Raw genomic sequence first — 20,123 nt, 5'->3', positions numbered from 1 at the left:
GCTCAGACAAGGACGTTCACCCCGATCCCGATGGCGAAGGCCGCGGCGAGCACGATGCCGACGATCCCGACGAGCGTGCGTCCCGTGAAGGTCGTGCGCATGAGCGCGAGCATCTTGATGTCGACGAGCGGCCCGACGAGCAGGAAGGCCACGATCGCGCCGGACGAGAACGTCGACGCGAACGACAGCGCGAAGAAGGCGTCGACATTCGAGCAGATGGCCACCGTCATCGCGAGGGCCATCATCGCGACGATCGACAGCACCGGGTTGGAGCCGATCGCCAGCAGCCACTCCCGCGGGATGAGCACCTGCACGGCTCCGGCGAGCGCCGAGCCGATCACGAGCGCGGGCATCACGGCACGCAGCTCGATGAGGAACTGCGTGAGGCTGCGGCGCACAGGGGTGCCCGGTTCGTGGGTCACCCGGTCGCAGGTGTCGACGAAACGCTGCGTGAGCATGCCGTCGGGGTCGGGGTGGCGGCTGTAGATCCAGCCGATCAGGTTGGCGATCAGGTAGCCGCCGACGAGGCGGGCGACGAGGATGCCGCCGTCCCAGCCGAACGCCGCGTGCGTGGTGAGGATCACGATCGGGTTCACGATCGGTGCGGCGATGAGGAAGGTCATCGCCTCCGCCGGCGCGAGGCCGCGCATCATGAGTCCACGGGCGAAAGGAACGTTGCCGCACTCGCACACCGGGATCAGCATGCCGAGCAGCGACAGCACCGCGCGACGGGCCCACGCGCGTTTCGGCAGCCAGCGGTGGATGACGTCGGCAGGAAGCCAGACCTGCACCACGATCGACAGCAGCACACCGAGGATCACGAACGGCAGGGCTTCGATGAGCACGCTCAGCGCGAGCGTGAGGCCGTCCTGCGCGCGGGTGGGCAGCGAGGCGGGGAACAGCTTCGGCAGGAAGGCGTCGATCAGGAACAGGGCGGCGATGATGGCCGCGCCGAGGCCGACGCCGATCCATGCCGAACGCGGCGAGGGTGCCGGGCGATGGGAGTGGCCGTGACGGGTCGCCGTTGCTGCCGAGGAGCTCACGCGGACGCGGCCCTCTCGGCATCGCGCTTGTTCGCGCACGGAGTGCACAGTCCGAAGATGTCGACCACGTGCGCGGCCTCGGTGAATCCGTGCAGGGCAGCCGTGCGGTGCGCCCACTGCTCGACGTCCTTGGCCTCGATCTCGACGGTCAGACCGCAGGACCGGCAGATCAGGTGGTGGTGGTGGCCCTGCGTGGTGCATGCCCGGTAGAGCGCCTCACCCTCGGGGCTCTGCAGCGAGTCGGCGTCTCCGGAGGCGGCGAGCCCGGCGAGGGCGCGATAGACCGTGGCCAGGCCGATACCGGTGTTGTCATCGCGCAGCGAGGCGTGCAGGCTCTGCGCGCTCACGAATCCGCGCGCGTCGGCGAGTGCTTCGCGCACGCGTTCGCGCTGCCAGGTGTTCCGCTGAGCCATAAGAAGAGTCTAGGCCGCGGCGATCAGCGGGGGCTGGGAGTGGATCTCAGGCCTGGACCCGGCGGATGCGGGCACGCGAGCGCTGCACGATCCAGCAGATCACGTAGATCGTGAACGACAGCGTGGTGATGTAGGGACTCACGGGCAGCGTTCCGGCGAGGGCGAGCAGGATGCCGCCGACCGCGGAGACGAACCCGAACAGCGCAGCCAGCAACGGCACCGCGATGGGGCCGGCCGTGACGCGCATCGCGGCGGCGGCGGGCGTGACCAGCAGTGCCATCACGAGGAGCGCGCCGATGATGTGGACGCTCACGGCGACGATCAGGCCGAGCAGCACCATGAACAGCAGACTCACGGCGCGGGTCGGCACCCCGCGGGCGGCGGCCGATTCCGGGTCGAGCGAGTCGAAGCGCAACGGGTTCCACATCACCAGCAGCCCGATGAGCACGACCATGCTGATGCCGATCAGCCACCCGAGGTCGGGGCTCGAGACCGAGACGATCTGCCCCGTCAACAGGCTGAAGCGGTTGGCGCTGCGACCGTCGTAGAGCGACAGGAACAGGATTCCGAGACCGAGACCGAACGGCATGAGCACACCGACGATCGAGTTGCGGTCCCTGGCCTTGGCCCCGAGCACGCCGATCAGGATCGCGGCGACGAGGGCACCGCCGAGGGATCCGGCCACCACGCTGCCGCCGAAGAGCAGGGCCGCCGCCGCGCCCGCGAAGGAGAGCTCGCTCACGCCGTGCACGGCGAAGGCCAGGTCGCGCTGCATCACGAAGACGCCGATCAGGCCGCCCACGATCCCGAGCACGGCTCCCGCGATGATCGAGTTCGCGAGCAGGGCGACGAGCTCGCCGTAGTCCTGGAAGGAGAAGATGTCATCCCAGCCGACCATGGGCGCGATGGCTGCCGCCGCGTTCATGCCGCTCCCCCGTGCGCGTGATCACCGTGATCGTGGTGAGGCTCGGCGTCCGGCACGCCCACGACGACCAGACGATCTCCGGCGCGGAGGACGAACACCGGGGTGCCGTAGAGGTCGGTGAGCACGCGGGTCTGCAGCACCTCGTCGGGGGTTCCCAGCAGGAACCGCCCGCCGGCGATGTAGAGGATGCGGTCGACCCGCCCGAGGATCGGGTTGATGTCGTGGGTGACGAACAGCACCGCCGCCTCGCGCTCACGGCGCTGACGGTCGATGATGTCGGTCACGGCGACCTGGTTGGCGAGGTCGAGGTTCGACAGCGGCTCGTCGCACAGCAGGAGTGCGGGCTCGTCGGCGAGGGCCTGGCCGACCCGGAGCCGCTGCTGTTCGCCGCCCGAGAGCAGTCCGACGCGGCGATCCGCGAAGTGGGAGGCACCGACCGCGTCGAGCAGTCGGTCGACCTTCGCCCGGTCGCCGCGGTGCGGGATGGGAAAGCCGAAGCGGCTGCCCTGCACCCCGAGGGCGACCAGGTCGCGGGCCCGCATGCTCGTGTCGGGGGCGAGATTCCGCTGCTGGGGGATGTACCCGATGCGGGAGTTGCCCCGATGGACGGGTTCACCCGCCACGCGGATCGTCCCGGATGACAGCGGCTGCAGGCCGAGGATGCTGCGCAGGAGCGTGGTCTTGCCCGACCCGGAAGGACCGAGCACGGCGATGAACTCCCCCGGTTCGACCGTGAGATCGAGGCCGGACCACAGCTCGCGATCCCCACGGTGCAGGGACGCGTCGGATATCTGGAGTACCGGCTTCTCGCGCTGAAGGGCGCCGCTCACGGCTGGACGGCGGCGGCGAGGCTCTTGATCGCGTCACTCATCCACTCAGAGTACGACGATCCGTCCTCGAGCAGCTCCGTGAAGGCGACGACCGGAACCCCGGCGTCCTTCGCCGCGGTCTCGACGCGCTGGGTCTCGGACCCCCCGGTCTGGGCGTTCGTCAGCAGCGCGGTGACCTGTCCGCTGTCGATCACGTTCAGCGCCTCGAGCAGCACGGCGGGCGCGACGTCAGTGCCCTCTTCGACCGACTCGGCGAAGCCCTCCGGGGTGACGTCGGTGAATCCGGCGGCGGCCGCGAGGTAGCCGGGCAGCGGTTCTGTGATGAAGACGTTGACGTTCGGCGCCTCCGCCTTGAGGGTCGCGAGCTTGGTCTCGAAGCCCTCGAGGTCGGCGGTGAGCGTGGCGGCGTTGGCGGCGAACTCCTTCGCGCCGTCGGGGTCGAGCTCGGTCAGTTCATCGGCGATGGCCTCGACGACATGGATCATCGTGTGCGGGTCGAACCACACGTGCTCGTTGAAGCCCTCGATGTGGTCGTGCCCCTCGTGGCCGTCCTCGCCCTCGGCGTGTTCGTGATCGTGGGCGTCCTCTTCAGGAGCTGTGCTCTCCTCGGGCGCCTCGGTGGCCGTCTCATCGGCGTGATCGTGGTCGGCCTCGTCCGTGTGTCCCTCGTCGTCGTGCCCCTCGTTGCCGGGGAAGTCGTGCGAGTACTCGACGGCCGTCACCACGTGCGGATCCTTCGCATCCTGCAGCAGCGTGTCGATGAAGGCGTCGTACCCGCCGCCGTTCTCGATCACGAGGTCGGCCTTCTGCACGGTCAGCCGGTCGCGAGCGCTCGCCTCGTAGGAGTGCGGATCCTGCGACGCCGACGTGATGATCGACTGCACGTCGACGCGGTCTCCACCGATGGTCGACGCGATGTCTCCGTAGACGTTCGTGCTCGCCACGACCGTGATGGTGCCGTCGTCGCCCTCTCCCGCCGAGGGGGTCGAGCATCCGGCCAGCGTGAGTGCGGCGACGGATGCGAGGGCGAGGGCGACGACGGGCTTCTTCATGCTCTCACTCTAAACGCTAATGAGAACCATTATCAAATCGCCCCGGCCGCTCGGTCACTCACGGCCGAAACGGAGACGACCCGACGTCCGCGCGGCGTGTCAGTGCTCGACACCCCGCGCGGGGCGCGGATCATCTCCGTTTCGGCAAAGGGGCGGAAGCTCAGCCGAGCAGACCGGCCGGTGCGATCCAGGCCGTGGCCTCCCCGGGGAGCGCAGAGCCGTCGAGCGGGGCGCTCGCGAGCACGACATCCGCGGCCGCATCCCCGAGGTCGAACGGCTCCGTGCCGAAGTTCGACACGACCTGCCATCCGTTCGGCCGGGTGAAGCGCAGCACGTCGGCACGTCCGGTGTCGATCCACTCCAGGGTCTCCCCGGTCTGCAGCAGGTGTCGGAGGCGCAGGGCCTCGCGGTACAGCGACAGCGTCGACGCCGGATCGGCGGCCTCCACGTCGACCGCGTACTCCGCGAACCACTCGGGCTGCGGCAGGTGCGCGCCCTCGGCGCCGAAGCCGTACGAGGAGCCGGCCGCCGTCCAGGGAAGGGGCACACGGCATCCGTCACGGCCGAGCCCGTCGAACTCCGCACCGCGGAAGAACCCGGGGTCCTGACGCTGTTCCGGCGTGATCTGCGCCACTTCGTGCAGGCCGAGCTCTTCACCCTGATAGAGGTACGTGCTGCCGGGAAGGCCGAGCAGCAGCAGGGTCGCGGCGTGGGCCCTGCGGAGTCCGCCCTCGCGGTCGAGGCCGTCCGCCGGACCGCCGGCCTTGACCCACTCCGTGCCCTGCTTGACCGGTCGTCCGTTCAGGGCCGGGAGGCCGTAACGCGTGGCATGACGGGTGACGTCGTGGTTCGACAGCACCCAGGTGGTCGACGATCCGGTCTCCTGCGCCTGCTGCAGGTTGTCGGCGATGATGCTCCGGAACTGCCGCGCGTCGAAGTCGGCCACGAGCAGGTCGAAGTTGAACGCCTGGCCGAGTCCTTCCGCCGAGGCGTACTTCGCACGGCGCTCCGGGGTGTCCACCCACGCCTCGGCCACGGCCGTGCGCGGCGGGTCGTACTCGTTGAAGACCGCGCGCCACTCGGCATAGATCTCGTGCACGTCGTCGCGGTCGACCATCGGGTGCGTGCCCGAGGTGCGGTCCATCGCGTCGAGCTCGGCGCGCGAGGGAAGCGGCTCGCTGAGGTCCTTCGTGAGCATGTGGGCGACGTCGATGCGGAACCCGTCCACGCCGCGGTCCGACCAGAAGCGCAGGGTCTTCAGGAAGTCGGCGCGCACCTCGGGGTGGTCCCAGTTCAGGTCGGGCTGCTCCACGGCGAAGTTGTGCAGGTACCACTGCCCGTCCGCCACGCGCTCCCACGCGCTGCCGCCGAACACGGATTCCCAGTCGGTCGGCGGCTCGGAGCCGTCGGGACCGGTGCCCTCACGGAAGATGTAGCGCTCGCGCGCGGCCGACCCGCGTCCGGCGGCGAGCGCCTCCTGGAACCACTCGTGCTGGTCGGAGGAGTGGTTCGGGACGATGTCGACGATCACGCGGATGCCGCGGGAGTGCAGCGCCTCGACCATGTCGTCGAAGTCGTCGAGCGTGCCGAGCCGCGGGTCGACGTCCCGGTAGTCGGCCACGTCGTATCCGCCGTCGGCGAGTGCGGACGGGTAGAACGGGCTGAGCCATACCGCATCGATGCCGAGGCCCTGGAGGTAGTCGGCCCGGGAGACGATGCCGGGGATGTCGCCGATGCCGTCGCCGTTCGCATCGGCGAAGCTGCGCGGGTAGATCTGGTAGACGGCGGCCTGACGCCACCAGGCGGCGTCTTCGGCGGTGCGGGTCTCGACGAGAAGCGCGTCGGTCATGAGGGGAGAACTCCTTCTCTCTTGCGGTGGTCGTGCGGTGTCAGCCTTTGACGGCGCCCTGCGTGACGCCCTCCATGACCCACCGCTGCGTGAACAGGTAGGCCACGATCGCGGGGGCCATCGCCATCAGGTACGAGGCGAAGGCGACGTTGTAGTTGTTGCTGAACTGGTTCTGGAAGAGGTTCTGCCGAACGGGGAGCGTCTGCAGCGCGGGGTCGGCGATGATGAGCGACGGCATCATGAAGTCGTTCCAGGCGTACAGGAACGCGAAGATGCCGACGGTCGCGCTCATCGGGGCGAGCAGCGGGAAGATCAGCTTCCAGAAGGTCTGCCAGGTGGTCGCGCCGTCGATGCGCGCGCTCTCCTCCAGCTCGATCGGGATAGACCGCAGGAACGCCGTGAACAGCAGCACGCTGAAGCTCAGCTGGAACATGGTGGCGAGGATGATCACGCCGAACGGGTTGTCGAGTCCGACGCGTCCGGTGAGCTGGATCTGCGGCAGGGCCACGACCGGGAACGGGATGAACATCGCCGCGAGCAGGTAGAAGAACGAGTAGCGGAACAGCCGTCGGTCCCAGTTGCGCACCATGGCGTAGGAGGCGAAGGCCGCCAGCACGATGGTCGCGATCACGGTGCCCGCCGTGACGAGCAGGGAGATGCCCGCGCCGACCGGGAACTTCGTGAGCGTCCAGGCTTCGACGAAGCCGTCGATGCTGAACGGCGCCGGGAGAGAGAAGGCGTTGCCGTCGACCGCCTGTCCTGTGGTCTTGAATGCCATCGAGATGGTCACGTACAGCGGAAGGAGCACGGTGACGGCGCACAGGATCAGGATGATCGTGCCCGACCAGTTCACGCGCTCCATGCGGATGCGCGGCTTCTTCCCTGAGGTGGGGATCGTGGTGAGTGTCTGCGTCGACATCAGAGTGCGTTCCTTCCGCGCGTCAGCGACAGCTGGAGGAGGGAGATGAGCACGGCGACGATGAAGAAGATGGTCGCGTTGGCCATCTGGTAGGCGTAGTCGCCGCCGTTGAAGCCCGCGATGATCGTCATCGCGACGCTGCGGGTCGATGTGCCCGGCCCGCCGTTGGTGAGACCGACGATGATGTCGTAGGCGTTCAGGAAGCCCTTGAACCCGAGGATCACGTTGATCACCACGTATCCCGCGACGAGCGGCAACGTGATGCGGGTGAGCTGCTGCGTCTTGCTGGCGCCGTCGATGCTCGCCGCCTCGTACACCTCGCCGGGGACAGAGAGCAGGCCGGCGATGTAGATGAGCAGGGTGCCGGGCACAGCCTGCCAGGCGGTGACGATGACGATCGCGATCCAGGCGAGGTCGGGATTGGCGAGCAGGCTGGTCTCGAGCCACGGGATGCCCGCTGCGGCTCCCGCTGCCGGGATCGAGTTGGAGAACAGGAAGTTGAAGACGTAGGCGATGATGATCCCCGAGATCACCATCGGGATCACGAAGATGGTGCGCAGGCCCGTCTTGAAGCGGATGCGCGAGGTGAGTCCGACCGCGAGCAGGAATGCGATCACGTTCACGACGATCACCGTGGCGATCGAGAAACCGAACGTGAACAGGTAGCTCTGCAGGATCGAGGGATCGCTGAACAGCGCGATGTAGTTGGTCAGTCCGTTGAAGCTCCACTCCCCGATGCCGATCGAGTCGGTGAAGCTGAAGAAGATGCCGATGACCCCCGGCACCGTGATCGCGAGGGTGAAGATCACGAGCGTCGGCAGCAGGAACAGGTAGTAGATCGGCTCGACGCGGCGCGTGTGGCGCCGGAGCTTCCGGTCGCCACCCGTGACGATGACGGTCGTGCTGTCGGAAGCAGAGGGAGTCGTCGTGGTGCTCATGATGCGCCCTCCTCGCCGGCGGCGTTGTCCTGGGTCGACGGGATCGGCGCCCGGAAGGCGATGCGTGCCCAGTCGGCGTCCATGGTGCGCAGGATCGAGGTCGGAGAAGCCCCGAGTACCATCGCCTGCGCGTAGTTCATCATCGGAAGCGTCTTGGGCACGAGCACGGACGGGCCCTGATAGATCTGCCCGTTGTCGTAGTACTCGACCATCCCCTCGACCCGGGGGTCGTCGGGGGCGGAAGCGCCCTTCGTGGGCGTGAAGCCGAGCTGCGAGGCGTTGTACTCCTCGATGTTCTGCGGCTCGTAGAGGAACTCGAGGAAGTCGCGGGCGGCCTCCTGATGGCGCGACCCCTCGGGGATCATCGCGGCGAGGTCCATGTTCACGCGCACCCCGAGGTCGGCCGGGTCGTTCGTCATCGGCAGCGGGAAGGTGCCCAGCCGCAGGTCGGGTGCGGTCTTCGCGATCTCGCTGAACGCCCACGGACCCTGCAGGTACATCGCGGCCTCGCCCTTGCCGAAGGCCAGGTTGCCGTCGCCGTAGCCACGGCTCGGGGCATCCGCGTTGGTGTAGTCGTTCGCGAGCTGCAGCATCCTGTCCATCGGCTCGGCGAAGTCCTTCGAGAACGAGACCTCGGAGTCGGGACCGACGTCGGCGCCCTCGTCCGCGAGCGCATCGAAGAAGTCGATCACGTCGACCGAGCCGCCCGCGGTGTAGTCGTACCAGCCCTGGCCCACGGTCCAGTCGTCCTTGAACGTGCCGTAGAACGGGTCGATGCCCGCCGCCTTCAGCTGCTCGCACACCGCAAGCAGCTCGTCCCACGTCGTCGGCACCTCGAGGCCCTGAGCGTCGAAGATCTCCTTGTTGTAGATGACGGAGGCGGCCATCACCGAGTACGGTAGGGCGCTGGTGCGGCCCTCGCAGGAGCCGTACTGGTCCATGAGCGGCTGCAGGTCATCGCGGATGCCCGCAGCGGCGTCGGTCTCGGAGAGATCGGTGAGCGCGCACCGCTGCACGAAACGGGCGATCTCGTAGTTGTAGTTGGCGAGCATGACGTCGGGCGGGTTGCCCCGCACGAAGCTCGCCGAGACGACGTCGACGCCCGAGGTGTCGATCTCGACCTTCACGTCGCTCTGCGAGGAGTTGTACTCGGCGACGAGGGCGGTCATGAACTCGATCGCCTCGCGCTTGCTGAAGGTGAAGCGGATGGTCTCCGCTCCCGAGCCGGGGGCGCATCCCGCGAGCGCCGTGCCGACCAGGGTGACCCCCAGGGCCGCGGCCACCGCTCGCGCCGCGCGTGTTCGTGTGCCAGACACCGTCGTCCTTCCATCCCGTAGATCCGTGCACTAAATCTAGTGAGCGAATTTACTCTGTCGAACGGTACTCTCTCATTGGACGAGAGGAAGGTCAAGCGCCGTGGCAGATGTCTCCGCAGGCTTGGGCACCGGTCGAGCGAGCGTGAGCGCCGTGCTCGACTTCGCCTGGACGGCTGGCGAGTTCACCGCGTCCGAGGCCATGGCCGGCACCTCGCTGACCCGCTCGACCGCCATCGACGCGATCGACACCCTGGTCGGCGCGGAGATCCTCCGTGAACTCCCCAACGCCCGCGCCGCCGGCACCTACCGCGCAGGGCGACCCTCTCGCCGCTTCGTGCTGCCCGCCGACCTGGGCGTCGTGATCGGCGTCGATGCGGGCGACACCCACCTCGCCGTGACCGTGGCCGACCTGCTCGACGAGACGCTCGTGCACCACCGGGTGGAGTTCGATCCGACGCAGACGGTCTCCGAGCGGCGCGCGACGATCCTCGGGCGCCTCGGCGATGCGCTCACCGAAGCCGGGGTCGCGCGCGAGCAGGTGCTCGCCGTGTGCGTCGGGGTCGCGGCACCGGTGAACCGCGACGGCATCTCGCCCCCGCACCCGGAAGGCTTCTGGGAGCGCACGAACCCCGGGCTCGCCGAGGCACTGGAGGACTGGGCACCCGTCGTGCAGATCAAGAACGACGCCCAGCTCGCCGCGATCGCCGAAGGGGCCGAGGGAGCCGCGATCGGATGCCGCGACTACGTCGCCCTGCTCGCGAGCGAGCGCTTCGGCGGCGGCGTGGTGGTCGACGGGCACGTGCTGCACGGCGCGCACGGCGGTGTCGGCGAGGGCGTCGTGTTCGATCACATCGTGGGTGTCGGCTCGGCGTTCGGCCTGCGCTATGCCGTGCAGGACCAGGTGCGCGCGGCAGTCGACTCCGGTGAGATCTCGCACGACAGCGCCGTCGGACGCCTCGTCGGCACACGTCGCATCGACCCTCGACTCGTGCTGACCCTCGCCGCGTCGGGCGACCGGGACGCGGTGCTGATCACCTCCCGCGTCGGGGCCACCGTGGCCCGCGTCGTCGGTGTGCTCGGCAGCATGTACGACCCGGCTCGCGTCATCGTGTGCGGAGCGGTCGCCGAGAGCATCGAGCCCGTGCTGACCGCTGCCCGCCGCATCCTCCCCCAGGAGCTGCACCTGCCCGCCCCGGAGATCCTCGCGTCGACACTGGGTGCCGAGGTCGTCTCACGCGGGGCCGTGGCGACCGCCCGACGCGCGGCCAGGGAGCACGCGGTGCCGCGGTTGGCGGAGGAACGTCTGCGCCAAAGTGCGTGACCGGGCGGTCACGTGCGTGATGCGGGTCAGTCCACGAGCAGTGCGGGCTCCTCGAGGATAGAGGCGACGTCGGCGATGAAGCGGCTCATGCCGTCGCCGTCGATCACGCGGTGGTCGAAGGATCCGGCCACCGTGGTCACCCAACGGGGGCGCACCTCGCCGTCGACGACCCACGGCTTCTGGCTGATGGTGCCCATCGCCACGATGCCGGCCTCGCCGGGGTTGATGATCGGGGTGCCGGCATCCATCCCGAACACACCGATGTTCGTGATCGTGATCGTGCCGCCCTGCTGATCGGCGGGCGGGGTCTTGCCGTCGCGGGCCGTGAGCGTGAGACGGTTCAGCGCCCGCGCCAGCTCCTTCATGCTCAGGTCCTGCGCGTCCTTGATGTTGGGCACGAGCAGGCCGCGCGGGGTGGCGGCGGCGATACCGAGGTTCACGTAGTGGCGGACGGCGATCTCGGCTCCGGACTCGGTCTCGATCCAGGCGGCGTTGACCATCGGGGTGCGACGGGCGGCCCAGATCACGGCGCGGGCCATGATGAGCAGCGGCGACACCTTGATGTCGGCGTAGTCGGGCGAGGCCTTGAGGCGCTTGACGAGATCCATCGTGCGGGTGGCGTCGATCTCCTTCCACACCGTCACGTGCGGGGCCGAGTACGCGCTCTGCACCATCGCCGACGACGTGGCCTTGCGCACACCCTTGACCGGGATCGACTCGGTGCGGTCGTCACCTGCAGCCGACGGACGCGTTGCGGTGAGGCCGCGAGCGAGTCCTGCCGGCGCGGCCTGCGGGGCGGGCACCGTCTCCTCGCGCACGGTCCCCCACTCGGGGGTCTCGATGTTGCGGAAGACGCTCGCCTGCGAGGCGTGCTTCATCACGTCGTCGCGCGTGACCTCCCCGTCGGCACCGGTCGCGGCGACCGCGGTGAGGTCGACGCCGAGGTCGCGGGCCAACTTGCGGATCGGCGGCTTCGCGATCACCCCCACCGAGGAGCGGACGGGTCGCTCGGCCGGACGCTTGCGCCGCGAGGTGGCTCCGCCTCCCGTGCCGTAGCCCACCAGCACGGAGCCGCCGCCCTCTTCCGCCGCCGGCGCTGCAGGAGCCGGAGCGGCCGCAGTGCCAGCCGCCGGCTCGGTCAGGAACGTGATGATGGGGGTGCCGACCTCGACGGTCGTGCCCTCCGCCGCGAGGAGTTCGCCCACCACGCCCGCATACGGCGACGGCAGCTCGACGAGCGACTTGGCCGTCTCGATCTCGCACACCACGTCGTTGATCGCGACGGTGTCGCCAGGAGCGACCTTCCAGGCCACGATCTCGGCCTCGGTCAGGCCTTCGCCGACGTCCGGAAGGGTGAAGTTCTGCGTGCTCATGACGAGTCCTTTCGGCCGAGCGGGAGTGTCAGTATGCCAGCGAGCGGTCGACGGCCTCGAGGATGCGGTCGGCATCCGGGAGGTACGCGCCTTCGAGCTTCGCGGGCGGGAACGGAGTGTCATAGCCGGAGACGCGCAGCACCGGAGCCTCGAGCGCATAGAACGCGCGCTCCATGACGGTCGCGGCGATCTCGCCGCCGATGCTGCCGAAGCCCTGCGCCTCCTGCGCGTAGACCATGCGGCCGGTCTTGCGCACCGAGTCGAGGATGGGCTCGTAGTCGACCGGAGAGATCGAGCGCACGTCGACGACCTCGCAGCTCGTGCCCTCGGCCTCGGCGAGCGCGGCGGCCTGCAGGAGCGTGGTGACCATCGCCCCGTGCCCGACGAGCGTCACGTCGCTGCCCGTGCGCACGACGCGCGAGGAGTGCAGTGGAACGGCCGAGGCGTCGAGCTCGACCTCGCCCTTCTGCCAGTACCGGCTCTTCGGCTCCATGAAGATCACCGGGTCGTTCGACGCGATCGCCTCCTGGATCATCCAGTACGCATCGTTCGGCGTCGACGGCGACACCACACGCAGGCCGGGGGTGTGCGCGAAGTACGCCTCCGGGCTCTCCTGGTGGTGCTCGACCGCGCCGATGTGTCCGCCGTACGGGATGCGGATCACGATCGGCATGCTGATCGTGCCCTCATGCCGGTTGGTCAGCTTCGCCAGCTGCGTGGTGATCTGGTCGAACGCGGGGAACACGAATCCGTCGAACTGGATCTCGATCACCGGGCGGTACCCGACCATCGCCATGCCGATCGCTGTGCCGACGATCCCGGACTCGGCCAGCGGGGTGTCGAGCACCCGGCGATCGCCGAAGTCGCGCTGCAGATGCTCCGTCACCCGGAAGACGCCGCCGAGCTTGCCGATGTCCTCGCCCATGAGCAGGACCTTCGGGTCGTTCTCCATCGCCTTGCGCATACCCGCATTCAGCGCCTTGCTGAGCGGCATCGTCTCCAGAGTCACTGGGCTCCTCCTTCGAAGGACGCCTCGTACTGCGCATGCCAGGCCTTCTGCTGGTCGATCAGCGGATGCGGCTCGCTGTACACGTGGTCGAACATCTTGTCGGCGCTGGGCGGCCCGAGCTCGACCGTGCGGGCGCGCAGATCCTCTGCGGCATCGGCCGCCTCGGCCTCGACATCGGCGAACAGCTGCTCCGACGCTCCGCGCGCTTCGAGGAAGGCCCGCATCCGCACGATGGGATCGCGACCGGCCCAGTACTGCTCCTCGTCGCTGCCCCGGTACTTGGTCGGGTCGTCGCTCGTCGTGTGTGCGCCGAGCCGGTATGTCACGGCCTCGATGGCCTGCGGCCCCTTGCCCTCGCGAGCCTCATCCAGCGCGACACGGGAGACAGCGTAGCTGGCGAGCACGTCGTTGCCGTCGACACGGACGCTCGGGATGCCGTAGCCCGCGCTGCGCTGCACGAGCGGCACGCGCGACTGGGTGGAGACGGGCACCGAGATGGCCCAGTGGTTGTTCTGCAGGAAGAACACCGTCGGAGCCTGGTAGCTCGCGGCGAAGACCATCGCCTCGTGCACGTCGCCCTGGCTGGATGCGCCGTCGCCGTAGTAGACGATGACCGCCTCGTCGCGGTCGAGATCACCGGAGCCGGTACGTCCGTCGAAGGCGAGGCCCATGCCGTAGCCCGCGGCGTGCAGCACCTGCGATCCGAGCACCAGCGTGTACAGCCGGGTGTTGCCGTTCTCGGGGTCGGTCGGGTCCCACCCGCCGTGCGAGACGCCCCGCATGAGCTTGATGATGTCGACCGGATCGACGCCGCGGATGCGGGTCACGGCGTGCTCGCGGTAGGAGGGGAAGACGGTGTCCTGGGCGCGGAGCGCGCGCCCGGATCCGACCTGCGCCGCCTCCTGTCCACGACTCGGCGGCCACAGCGCGAGCTGGCCCTGACGCTGCAGGTTCGTCGCCTGGGTATCGATCGCGCGGATGACGACCATGTCCCGGTAGAACTGCTCGAGTTCCGCATCGCCGATCGCGTCGATCAGAGGAAGGTACCGTTCTGCGGCGGCGGACGGAGCGTACCGTCCGGTCTCGTCCAGAACGCTCACAAGGGGTGTCTCGGAGGTGGTCACGCTCTCACGCTACCCGCGCCCGCATGCCGGGTCACGCATACCTAGGACGCCCTCGTAAATGCCTGGAAACCGGAGAAATCCGCGAGAACGCGCGGAATGCGGCGACTCAGCGGAGGGAGCCGGCGACCTCGAGCACGCGGGCGACGGAGTCCTCCTCGCCCACCGAGATGCGGATGCCGTCGCCGGAGAACGGACGCACGATGAGGTCGTTATCGACGAATGCGGCAGCCACCTCGTCGGTGCGTTCGCCCGCGGGCAGCCAGACGAAGTTCGACTGGGAGTCCGGCACCTCCCACCCCTGTGCACGAAGCCCCTCCACGAGACGGCCGCGGCGTTCGACGATCACGGCGACGCGCTCCAGGAGCTCCGGTTCGGCGTCGAGGCTGGCGATCGCGGCGTTCTCGGCAGCGGAGGTGACCGAGAGCGGGATGCCGGTCGTGCGGGCGGCGTCGAGCACCTTCTCGTGCCCGATCGCATAGCCGACGCGCAGCCCGGCGAGACCGTAGGCCTTCGAGAAGGTGCGCAGCACCACCACGTTCGGGTGCTGCTCGAACACGCGCTCCGCCAGACCGTCGACCGCACCCGGCGCCGTGACGAACTCGGCGTAGGCCTCGTCGAGGATGATCAGGATGTCGCCGGGCACCCGCGCGACGAAGGCGGCGAACTCGGCCGAGGTGATGATCGGACCGGTCGGATTGTTGGGCGTGCACAGGATGATCGCGCGGGTGCGCTCGGTCACCGCATCCGCCATCGCTTCGAGGTCATGGCGGGAGTCGGCGGTGAGCGGCACCTGCACACCGGTCGCTCCGGCGACGAGCGGAAGGCTCGGGTACGCCTCGAAGGAGCGCCACGCGTAGATGACCTCGTCGCCGACCGAGGCGGTGGCCAGGATCAGCTGATGCAGGATCGACACGCTGCCCGAGGCCACGTGCACCTGGTCGGGCTCGACCCCATAGCGGGCCCCGAGACGCGCGCGCAGGCGACCGGCGGTGGCATCCGGGTAGCGGTTGATGGGAGTGGTGCTCTTCAGCGCGTCGAGCACCGACGGCAGCGGGTCGAACGGGTTCTCGTTGCTCGACAGCTTGAACGCATCGGGGCCGGCCTGCTTTCCCTGGCGATACGGAGCGAGAGCGGCGATGGCGGGACGGATGCGGGGCAGGATCGGCTCGGTCACGAGGTCGAGTCTACGAGGGCGGGCGAGCACAGCCCGAGGGGACGGATCGCGCTCGTTCGCCCCCTGTCGCGGCTCGATGCCCAGTGGTACCATTCTGGTATGGCCATGACGGTGCGACTCCCGGAAGAACTCGATGCCCAGCTCGAGGCGATCGCACGCGCCCGTCATACCTCGAAGCATGCGGTGATCATCGAGGCAGCGACGCGGTTCGCGAATGACACCAGCCGGTCGGCTCTCGTGAATTCTGCGGTCGACTTCGTGTTCGACAATGACAAGGTCCTGCTCGAGCGCCTCGAAGACGCATGACCGAATACCTCACGTTGGAAGACGGTCTCCAGATCGTCGAGCGGTTCGGCTTTCACGTTCGCGACGCGGGCTTGCTTGCGTCAGCCCTCGCCCGCCCAGCGGCTTCGCTCTTCGGTGATGACGCGTACGCGACCATCGACCGGAAGGCTGCAGCTCTCCTCGAATCCCTTGCGCGAAACCACCCGCTGTTCGACGGGAACAAGCGGACGGCATGGACGAGTTTCGTGGCGTTTCTGTGGATCAACGGCTGGAAGCACCGCTTCACGACAGACGACGCATTCGATCTGGTGATCGGCGTAGCGTCCGGCACGATCGATCTGGATGAGTCGGAGCAACGCATTCGCGCAAACCGCATTCCCGTGGAAGACACCGCCCGCTGACACGCACGAGAGTCCGTGGGACACTGGTCGGACTATGCGCTTCATCATCCGCGTCGTCGTCAACGCCTTCGCCCTCTGGGTCGTCACGCTGATCCCTGCCCTGCAGGTGACCATCAGGGCCTTCCCGCCCGGCGAGACGCTGCAGCTGGTGCTGACCCTGCTCGCGGTGGCCGCGATCTTCGCACTCGTGAACACGATCATCGGAACGGTCGTGAAGATCGTCGCGTTCCCGCTCTACATCATCACCTTCGGCCTGATCGGCTTCCTGATCAACGGGTTCCTGCTGTGGCTGACCGCCTGGATCACGAGCGGATTCGGCTGGGGTCTCACGGTCGGCGACTTCTGGTGGGGCGTGCTCGCAGCACTGATCATCTCGGTGATCAACGGCATCTTCGGATTCATCCTGCGCCCGCAGAGCAAGAGCCGTCGCGACTGACCCGCTGACACCGCGGTGACAGCCACCGGCGACAGCCACCACGGTCACCCGCTCCGCTCCGCGCGGTACTCGGTGCGCTCGACCTCGACGGCCCGCCCGAGCTCATCCCAGTACCCTTCGAGAGCCACCGCGCGAGGGTCGGTCGACGCATCCACCATCTCGGCGGTCTCGATGTACGTCTCGAGACCGTGGGTCTTCAACCGCAGGTCCTCGACGCCGTCCCCCGGATCACCGACCCGCGAGGCGGTGAAGCTGTCGGGCGACCCCGTCCCCTCTGCCGACCCGCCCGCGGCGAGCGCCGATACGACATCGTCGGTGTGACGGAGCTGGATCAGCGTCTGCTCCTCCCGGAGTGTCGGTTCGGTGGGGCTCCCCGCCGTGATCTGCATCGACACCTCGTACTCGCTCTCCACGGCGAGTCGCGTGGCGATCATCCCGCCCTGCGAGTGCGCGACCACGTCGACGCGATCGCCCGGTTCGACACCGGCGGCCGCCAGAGCATCGAGAGTCGCCTGGTACGACGCCGACGTAGCGCCCTGATAGAGCTCGATGTTCGAGGTCATGTCCCACGGCTCCGCGCCTTTCTTCAGGGACAGCAGTGAATTCTGGGTACCGGCCACGTAGGCCACATAGCGGGTCGCGTCGCCGACCATCGTGTACTTCTCCACGGCGACCTGGGCTCCCCCGCCCGGGATCCTCCTGAACGCTCCGGCGAGGTCGTCCGGCGCGCGCGGAGTCGACGTCTTCACCGGTGTCACCTGCACCGGATCCACCTGCACGGAGGTCGGAGCCTTCACGCCCGGCACCTCGGATCCCGCCACCCCCGGCCGCACCTTGCCATACCCCGAGGCGAGCCCGACCAGCGCCCCGACCAGGAACATCGGCGGCAGCATCCCACCCAGGTCGTACTGATCTCCGAGCCCTTCGAACCTCCGTCGCTCCCAGCCGGCGACCAGCCAGTCCGCCATCCGCCCCACGCGCTCGTCGTCGGCGATCATCTCGTCGGCCCGTGCGCGCACGTCGTTCGCCGCCGCGGCGTCGGTGAGGGCGAGCGCCTCGGCCTGTGCCCGCAGTTCCACCAGCTCGAATGCGTCGGCCATCAACAGCGTTCCCGTGCAGGCGTTCTCGATCTCCGCAGCGAGTGCACCGATCCGCTCGCCGCTGAGTCGCAGAGCGCCGATGTCGACGCGCAGCGCGGGAGCATCGGATGACGAGATCGCCTCCGCAGCGGTGACCACCGAATCCCGAGCCTCTTCGTATCGCGCCGCGACCGTCCGCAGGTGCGCGCCGACCTCGCGCAACTGCTCGGTGTCGATCGCGATCGCGCCGCCGTGGTCGATCTCCAGGCCGCCGGCAACGGAGGCGTCGTGCGCGCGTGCGACCCCTATCATTCCGATCCCTCCAGCTCCCACTGCCGGATCCGAAGACTTCCGAGCTGCGTTCCGGTGTCATCGCGTACCCGCGCGAGGAGTTCGTGGAGCGCGCGGAACCCCTCCGAGCTCCAGTCCGTCGCGTCGACGAGCGAGACCAGCAGCGCTCCCGCCTCCTCCAGCGTCGTGATGGCATCACCGATCCCCCGGTGCCCGAGGGCCTGCCCCCACGACTGCGCGGATCCACCGGACTGCTCGGGTGCGAACGAGTACATGGCTCCAGCATTCGGGATCGCGCTCCACGCGGGTCGCCCGGAATACGCAACCCGTGGACAGGTGGTCGCCCGCCCACGGTGTGCAGGGGCCGCGCGAGCAGGTTCGCGCTGTGCAGGACGGCCATGGGCGGGCAGAATGTATCTGTGACATCCCCGGATCCCTTCCGCGTGATCTTCGTCTGCACGGGGAACATCTGCCGCTCTCCCATGGCCGAAGTCGTCTTCCGCGACCTCGCCGAGCGGCAGGGACTCGGCCCGCGCATCGTCTCGCGCAGCGCCGGAACTGGCGACTGGCATCTGGGCGAGCGTGCCGATCACCGTACGATCGACTCGCTGGCGCGTCGCGGCTACGACGGCTCCCAGCACCGCGCCCGTCAGTTCACCGCGGCCGCCTTCGCCGACAACGATCTCGTCGTCGCGCTCGACCGCACGCACGAGCGCATCCTGCGGGAATGGGCCCACGACGAGGACGAGGAGGGGAAGGTCACCCTGCTGCTGGCCTTCGACCCGACGGCGACCACCCACGACGTGCCCGACCCGTACTACGCGGGCGCGGAGATGTTCGATTCCGTGCTCGGTATGATTGAGGCGGCGACTCGGGGCCTGTTCCGCCAGCTCGAACCCGCTCTGCGTCTCCCCCGCACGCCCCGCCTCTGAGGGGCCCGATCAGGAGGACTCCCCTGACTTTCCAGCCTTCGCTCCCGCCCCAGCCCCTGAGCCCCCTCGACGGCCGCTACCGTGGCGCCGTCACCGGTCTCGCCGACTTCCTGTCCGAGGCGGGCCTGAACCGGGCACGCGTCGAGGTCGAGGTCGAGTGGCTGATCGCGCTCACCGACCGTTCGCTGTTCGAGACGAGCCCGCTGTCGGACGAGGACAAGGAGCGCCTGCGTTCGCTCTACCGCGACTTCGGTCAGGCCGAGATCGACTGGCTCGCCGAGAAGGAAGCCGTCACCCAGCACGACGTGAAGGCGATCGAGTACCTCGTGCGCGACCGGCTCTCGACGCTCGGCCTCGACCGCATCTCCGAGCTCACGCACTTCGCCGCGACGAGCGAGGACATCAACTCCGCGTCCTACGCCCTCACCGTCAAGCGCGCGGTCGAGGAGGTCTGGCTCCCGGCCCTCGACACCGTGATCGCGAAGCTGCGCGAGCTCGCGGTCGAGCACGCCGACGCCGCGATGCTCTCGCGCACGCACGGCCAGCCCGCAACGCCCTCGACGATGGGCAAGGAGCTCGCGGTCTTCGCCTGGCGCCTGGAGCGCGTGCGCAGCCAGATCGCCGGTTCCGAGTATCTCGCGAAGTTCTCCGGCGCGACCGGCACCTGGTCCGCCCACCTCGCGGCAGACCCGGACGCCGACTGGCCGACCATCGCCCGCGAGTACATCGAGGGACTGGGCCTGGGCTTCAACATCCTCACGACGCAGATCGAGTCGCACGACTGGCAGGTCGAGCTGTACGACCGCGTGCGTCACGCGGGCGGCATCCTGCACAACCTCGCCACCGACATCTGGACCTACATCTCGCTCGGCTACTTCGCGCAGATCCCGGTCGCGGGTGCCACCGGCTCGTCGACGATGCCGCACAAGATCAACCCGATCCGCTTCGAGAACGCCGAGGCCAACCTCGAGATCTCGGGAGCCCTGCTCGCATCGCTCGGCCAGACGCTCGTCACGAGCCGCCTGCAGCGTGACCTCACCGATTCCACCACGCAGCGCAACATCGGCGTCGCGTTCGGGCACTCGCTGCTCGCGCTCGACAACCTGCGCCGCGGCCTGAACGCGATATCGCTGTCGCGCGACGTGCTGCTCGCCGACCTCGACGTGAACTGGGAGGTGCTCGCCGAGGCGATCCAGACGGTCATCCGCGCCGAGGTCGTGGCAGGCCGCTCCTCGATCACCGACCCGTACGCGCTCCTCAAGGAGCTCACCCGCGGTCACCGGGTCGGTGCCGCCGACCTCGCCGAGTTCGTGCAGGGCCTCGAGATCGGCGATGCCGCAAAGCAGCGCCTGCTCGCGCTGACCCCGGCCACCTACACGGGCATCGCGGAGCGGCTCGCGCGCTGAACCCGGG

General features: G+C 68.7%; 21 protein-coding genes. 6 read left to right on the top strand and 15 right to left on the bottom strand.

What is annotated here, in order from left to right; all coding sequences use genetic code 11:
• Nucleotides 1–2: 2 nt before the first annotated feature.
• The 9 genes from FFS56_RS18665 to FFS56_RS18625 all read right to left on the bottom strand — a co-directional run bounded on the left by FFS56_RS18665 (nucleotide 3) and on the right by FFS56_RS18625 (nucleotide 9,285).
• Nucleotides 3–1,043: a permease gene (locus tag FFS56_RS18665; RefSeq protein ID WP_082108678.1), complete on the bottom strand. Its 1,041-nt coding sequence runs from the start codon at nucleotides 1,041–1,043 to the stop codon at nucleotides 3–5.
• Nucleotides 1,040–1,456 carry a transcriptional repressor gene (locus FFS56_RS18660; RefSeq protein WP_045263847.1) on the bottom strand — a complete coding sequence of 139 codons (417 nt, stop codon included), beginning with the start codon at nucleotides 1,454–1,456 and terminating at the stop codon, nucleotides 1,040–1,042. Before FFS56_RS18660 ends, FFS56_RS18665 begins: the two co-directional genes overlap by 4 nt.
• A 46-nt stretch (nucleotides 1,457–1,502) precedes the next feature.
• The gene (locus FFS56_RS18655; RefSeq protein ID WP_046748759.1) at nucleotides 1,503–2,354 is read right to left on the bottom strand and encodes a metal ABC transporter permease; all 852 of its coding nucleotides are present in this window, start codon (nucleotides 2,352–2,354) and stop codon (nucleotides 1,503–1,505) included.
• Between the two features lie 23 nt (nucleotides 2,355–2,377).
• Nucleotides 2,378–3,211 (bottom strand): ABC transporter ATP-binding protein, encoded by an 834-nt coding sequence (locus tag FFS56_RS18650; protein WP_058632986.1) that lies wholly within the window; start codon nucleotides 3,209–3,211, stop codon nucleotides 2,378–2,380.
• Nucleotides 3,208–4,263 (bottom strand): zinc ABC transporter substrate-binding protein, encoded by a 1,056-nt coding sequence (locus FFS56_RS18645; RefSeq protein ID WP_137772200.1) that lies wholly within the window; start codon nucleotides 4,261–4,263, stop codon nucleotides 3,208–3,210. The genes FFS56_RS18650 and FFS56_RS18645 overlap by 4 nt, the downstream gene beginning before the upstream one ends.
• Nucleotides 4,264–4,423: 160 nt before the next feature.
• Nucleotides 4,424–6,112, bottom strand: a complete 1,689-nt coding sequence (locus FFS56_RS18640; RefSeq protein ID WP_046748629.1) for a glycoside hydrolase family 13 protein — start codon at nucleotides 6,110–6,112, stop codon at nucleotides 4,424–4,426.
• A gap of 40 nt (nucleotides 6,113–6,152) precedes the next feature.
• Nucleotides 6,153–7,031 carry a carbohydrate ABC transporter permease gene (locus FFS56_RS18635; RefSeq protein WP_127012796.1) on the bottom strand — a complete coding sequence of 293 codons (879 nt, stop codon included), beginning with the start codon at nucleotides 7,029–7,031 and terminating at the stop codon, nucleotides 6,153–6,155.
• Nucleotides 7,031–7,969 carry a sugar ABC transporter permease gene (locus tag FFS56_RS18630; protein ID WP_058632982.1) on the bottom strand — a complete coding sequence of 313 codons (939 nt, stop codon included), beginning with the start codon at nucleotides 7,967–7,969 and terminating at the stop codon, nucleotides 7,031–7,033. The genes FFS56_RS18635 and FFS56_RS18630 overlap by 1 nt, the downstream gene beginning before the upstream one ends.
• Nucleotides 7,966–9,285 carry an extracellular solute-binding protein gene (locus tag FFS56_RS18625; protein ID WP_046748626.1) on the bottom strand — a complete coding sequence of 440 codons (1,320 nt, stop codon included), beginning with the start codon at nucleotides 9,283–9,285 and terminating at the stop codon, nucleotides 7,966–7,968. The genes FFS56_RS18630 and FFS56_RS18625 overlap by 4 nt, the downstream gene beginning before the upstream one ends.
• A 100-nt stretch (nucleotides 9,286–9,385) precedes the next feature.
• Between FFS56_RS18625 and FFS56_RS18620 the strand changes: the two genes are divergently transcribed.
• Entirely contained in the window at nucleotides 9,386–10,606 is a 1,221-nt protein-coding gene (locus FFS56_RS18620; protein WP_046748625.1) for an ROK family protein, read from the top strand.
• Nucleotides 10,607–10,632: 26 nt separating this feature from the next.
• Here the strand turns inward: FFS56_RS18620 and FFS56_RS18615 are convergent, their stop codons facing one another.
• The 4 genes from FFS56_RS18615 to FFS56_RS18600 all read right to left on the bottom strand — a co-directional run bounded on the left by FFS56_RS18615 (nucleotide 10,633) and on the right by FFS56_RS18600 (nucleotide 15,286).
• On the bottom strand, nucleotides 10,633–11,979 hold the full coding sequence (locus tag FFS56_RS18615) for a dihydrolipoamide acetyltransferase family protein (protein ID WP_058632980.1): 1,347 nt from the start codon (nucleotides 11,977–11,979) through the stop codon (nucleotides 10,633–10,635).
• A 28-nt stretch (nucleotides 11,980–12,007) separates the two neighbouring features.
• Nucleotides 12,008–12,973: an alpha-ketoacid dehydrogenase subunit beta gene (locus FFS56_RS18610; protein WP_046748758.1), complete on the bottom strand. Its 966-nt coding sequence runs from the start codon at nucleotides 12,971–12,973 to the stop codon at nucleotides 12,008–12,010.
• Nucleotides 12,974–12,984: 11 nt separating this feature from the next.
• Complete coding sequence (gene pdhA / locus FFS56_RS18605) at nucleotides 12,985–14,112, bottom strand: pyruvate dehydrogenase (acetyl-transferring) E1 component subunit alpha (RefSeq protein ID WP_046748623.1); 1,128 nt, start codon at nucleotides 14,110–14,112, stop codon at nucleotides 12,985–12,987.
• 106 nt (nucleotides 14,113–14,218) lie between these two features.
• Nucleotides 14,219–15,286, bottom strand: coding sequence for a histidinol-phosphate transaminase (locus FFS56_RS18600; protein ID WP_127012797.1), 1,068 nt, complete (start codon nucleotides 15,284–15,286; stop codon nucleotides 14,219–14,221).
• A gap of 99 nt (nucleotides 15,287–15,385) precedes the next feature.
• Here FFS56_RS18600 and FFS56_RS18595 point away from each other — a divergent pair, with 99 nt between their 5' ends.
• Genes FFS56_RS18595 through FFS56_RS18585 form a run of 3 tightly spaced genes read left to right on the top strand, consistent with a single transcriptional unit; the run spans nucleotide 15,386 to nucleotide 16,408 of the window.
• On the top strand, nucleotides 15,386–15,592 hold the full coding sequence (locus FFS56_RS18595; RefSeq protein WP_052748773.1) for a ribbon-helix-helix protein, CopG family: 207 nt from the start codon (nucleotides 15,386–15,388) through the stop codon (nucleotides 15,590–15,592).
• Nucleotides 15,589–15,972, top strand: a complete 384-nt coding sequence (locus FFS56_RS18590; protein ID WP_127012798.1) for a type II toxin-antitoxin system death-on-curing family toxin — start codon at nucleotides 15,589–15,591, stop codon at nucleotides 15,970–15,972. Before FFS56_RS18595 ends, FFS56_RS18590 begins: the two co-directional genes overlap by 4 nt.
• 34 nt (nucleotides 15,973–16,006) lie before the next feature.
• Complete coding sequence (locus FFS56_RS18585; RefSeq protein ID WP_046748621.1) at nucleotides 16,007–16,408, top strand: phage holin family protein; 402 nt, start codon at nucleotides 16,007–16,009, stop codon at nucleotides 16,406–16,408.
• A 44-nt stretch (nucleotides 16,409–16,452) separates the two neighbouring features.
• On the opposite strand, the gene FFS56_RS18580 is transcribed toward FFS56_RS18585, so the two are convergent.
• Nucleotides 16,453–17,799, bottom strand: a complete 1,347-nt coding sequence (locus FFS56_RS18580) for a hypothetical protein (protein ID WP_127012799.1) — start codon at nucleotides 17,797–17,799, stop codon at nucleotides 16,453–16,455.
• A complete protein-coding gene (locus FFS56_RS18575) occupies nucleotides 17,796–18,053 on the bottom strand; it encodes a hypothetical protein (protein ID WP_046748619.1) in 258 nt (85 codons plus the stop codon). The genes FFS56_RS18580 and FFS56_RS18575 overlap by 4 nt, the downstream gene beginning before the upstream one ends.
• 144 nt (nucleotides 18,054–18,197) lie before the next feature.
• Between FFS56_RS18575 and FFS56_RS18570 the strand changes: the two genes are divergently transcribed.
• A complete protein-coding gene (locus FFS56_RS18570; RefSeq protein ID WP_258546247.1) occupies nucleotides 18,198–18,710 on the top strand; it encodes a low molecular weight protein-tyrosine-phosphatase in 513 nt (170 codons plus the stop codon).
• A gap of 23 nt (nucleotides 18,711–18,733) precedes the next feature.
• Nucleotides 18,734–20,116, top strand: coding sequence for an adenylosuccinate lyase (gene purB, locus FFS56_RS18565; protein WP_046748617.1), 1,383 nt, complete (start codon nucleotides 18,734–18,736; stop codon nucleotides 20,114–20,116).
• The last annotated feature ends 7 nt before the right edge of the window (nucleotides 20,117–20,123 follow it).

Origin of the sequence: Microbacterium sp. Beta (assembly GCF_005502545.1) — a bacterium.
Taxonomy (GTDB): domain Bacteria; phylum Actinomycetota; class Actinomycetes; order Actinomycetales; family Microbacteriaceae; genus Microbacterium; species Microbacterium oxydans.
This window is presented reverse-complemented; position numbering and strand designations above follow the sequence as displayed.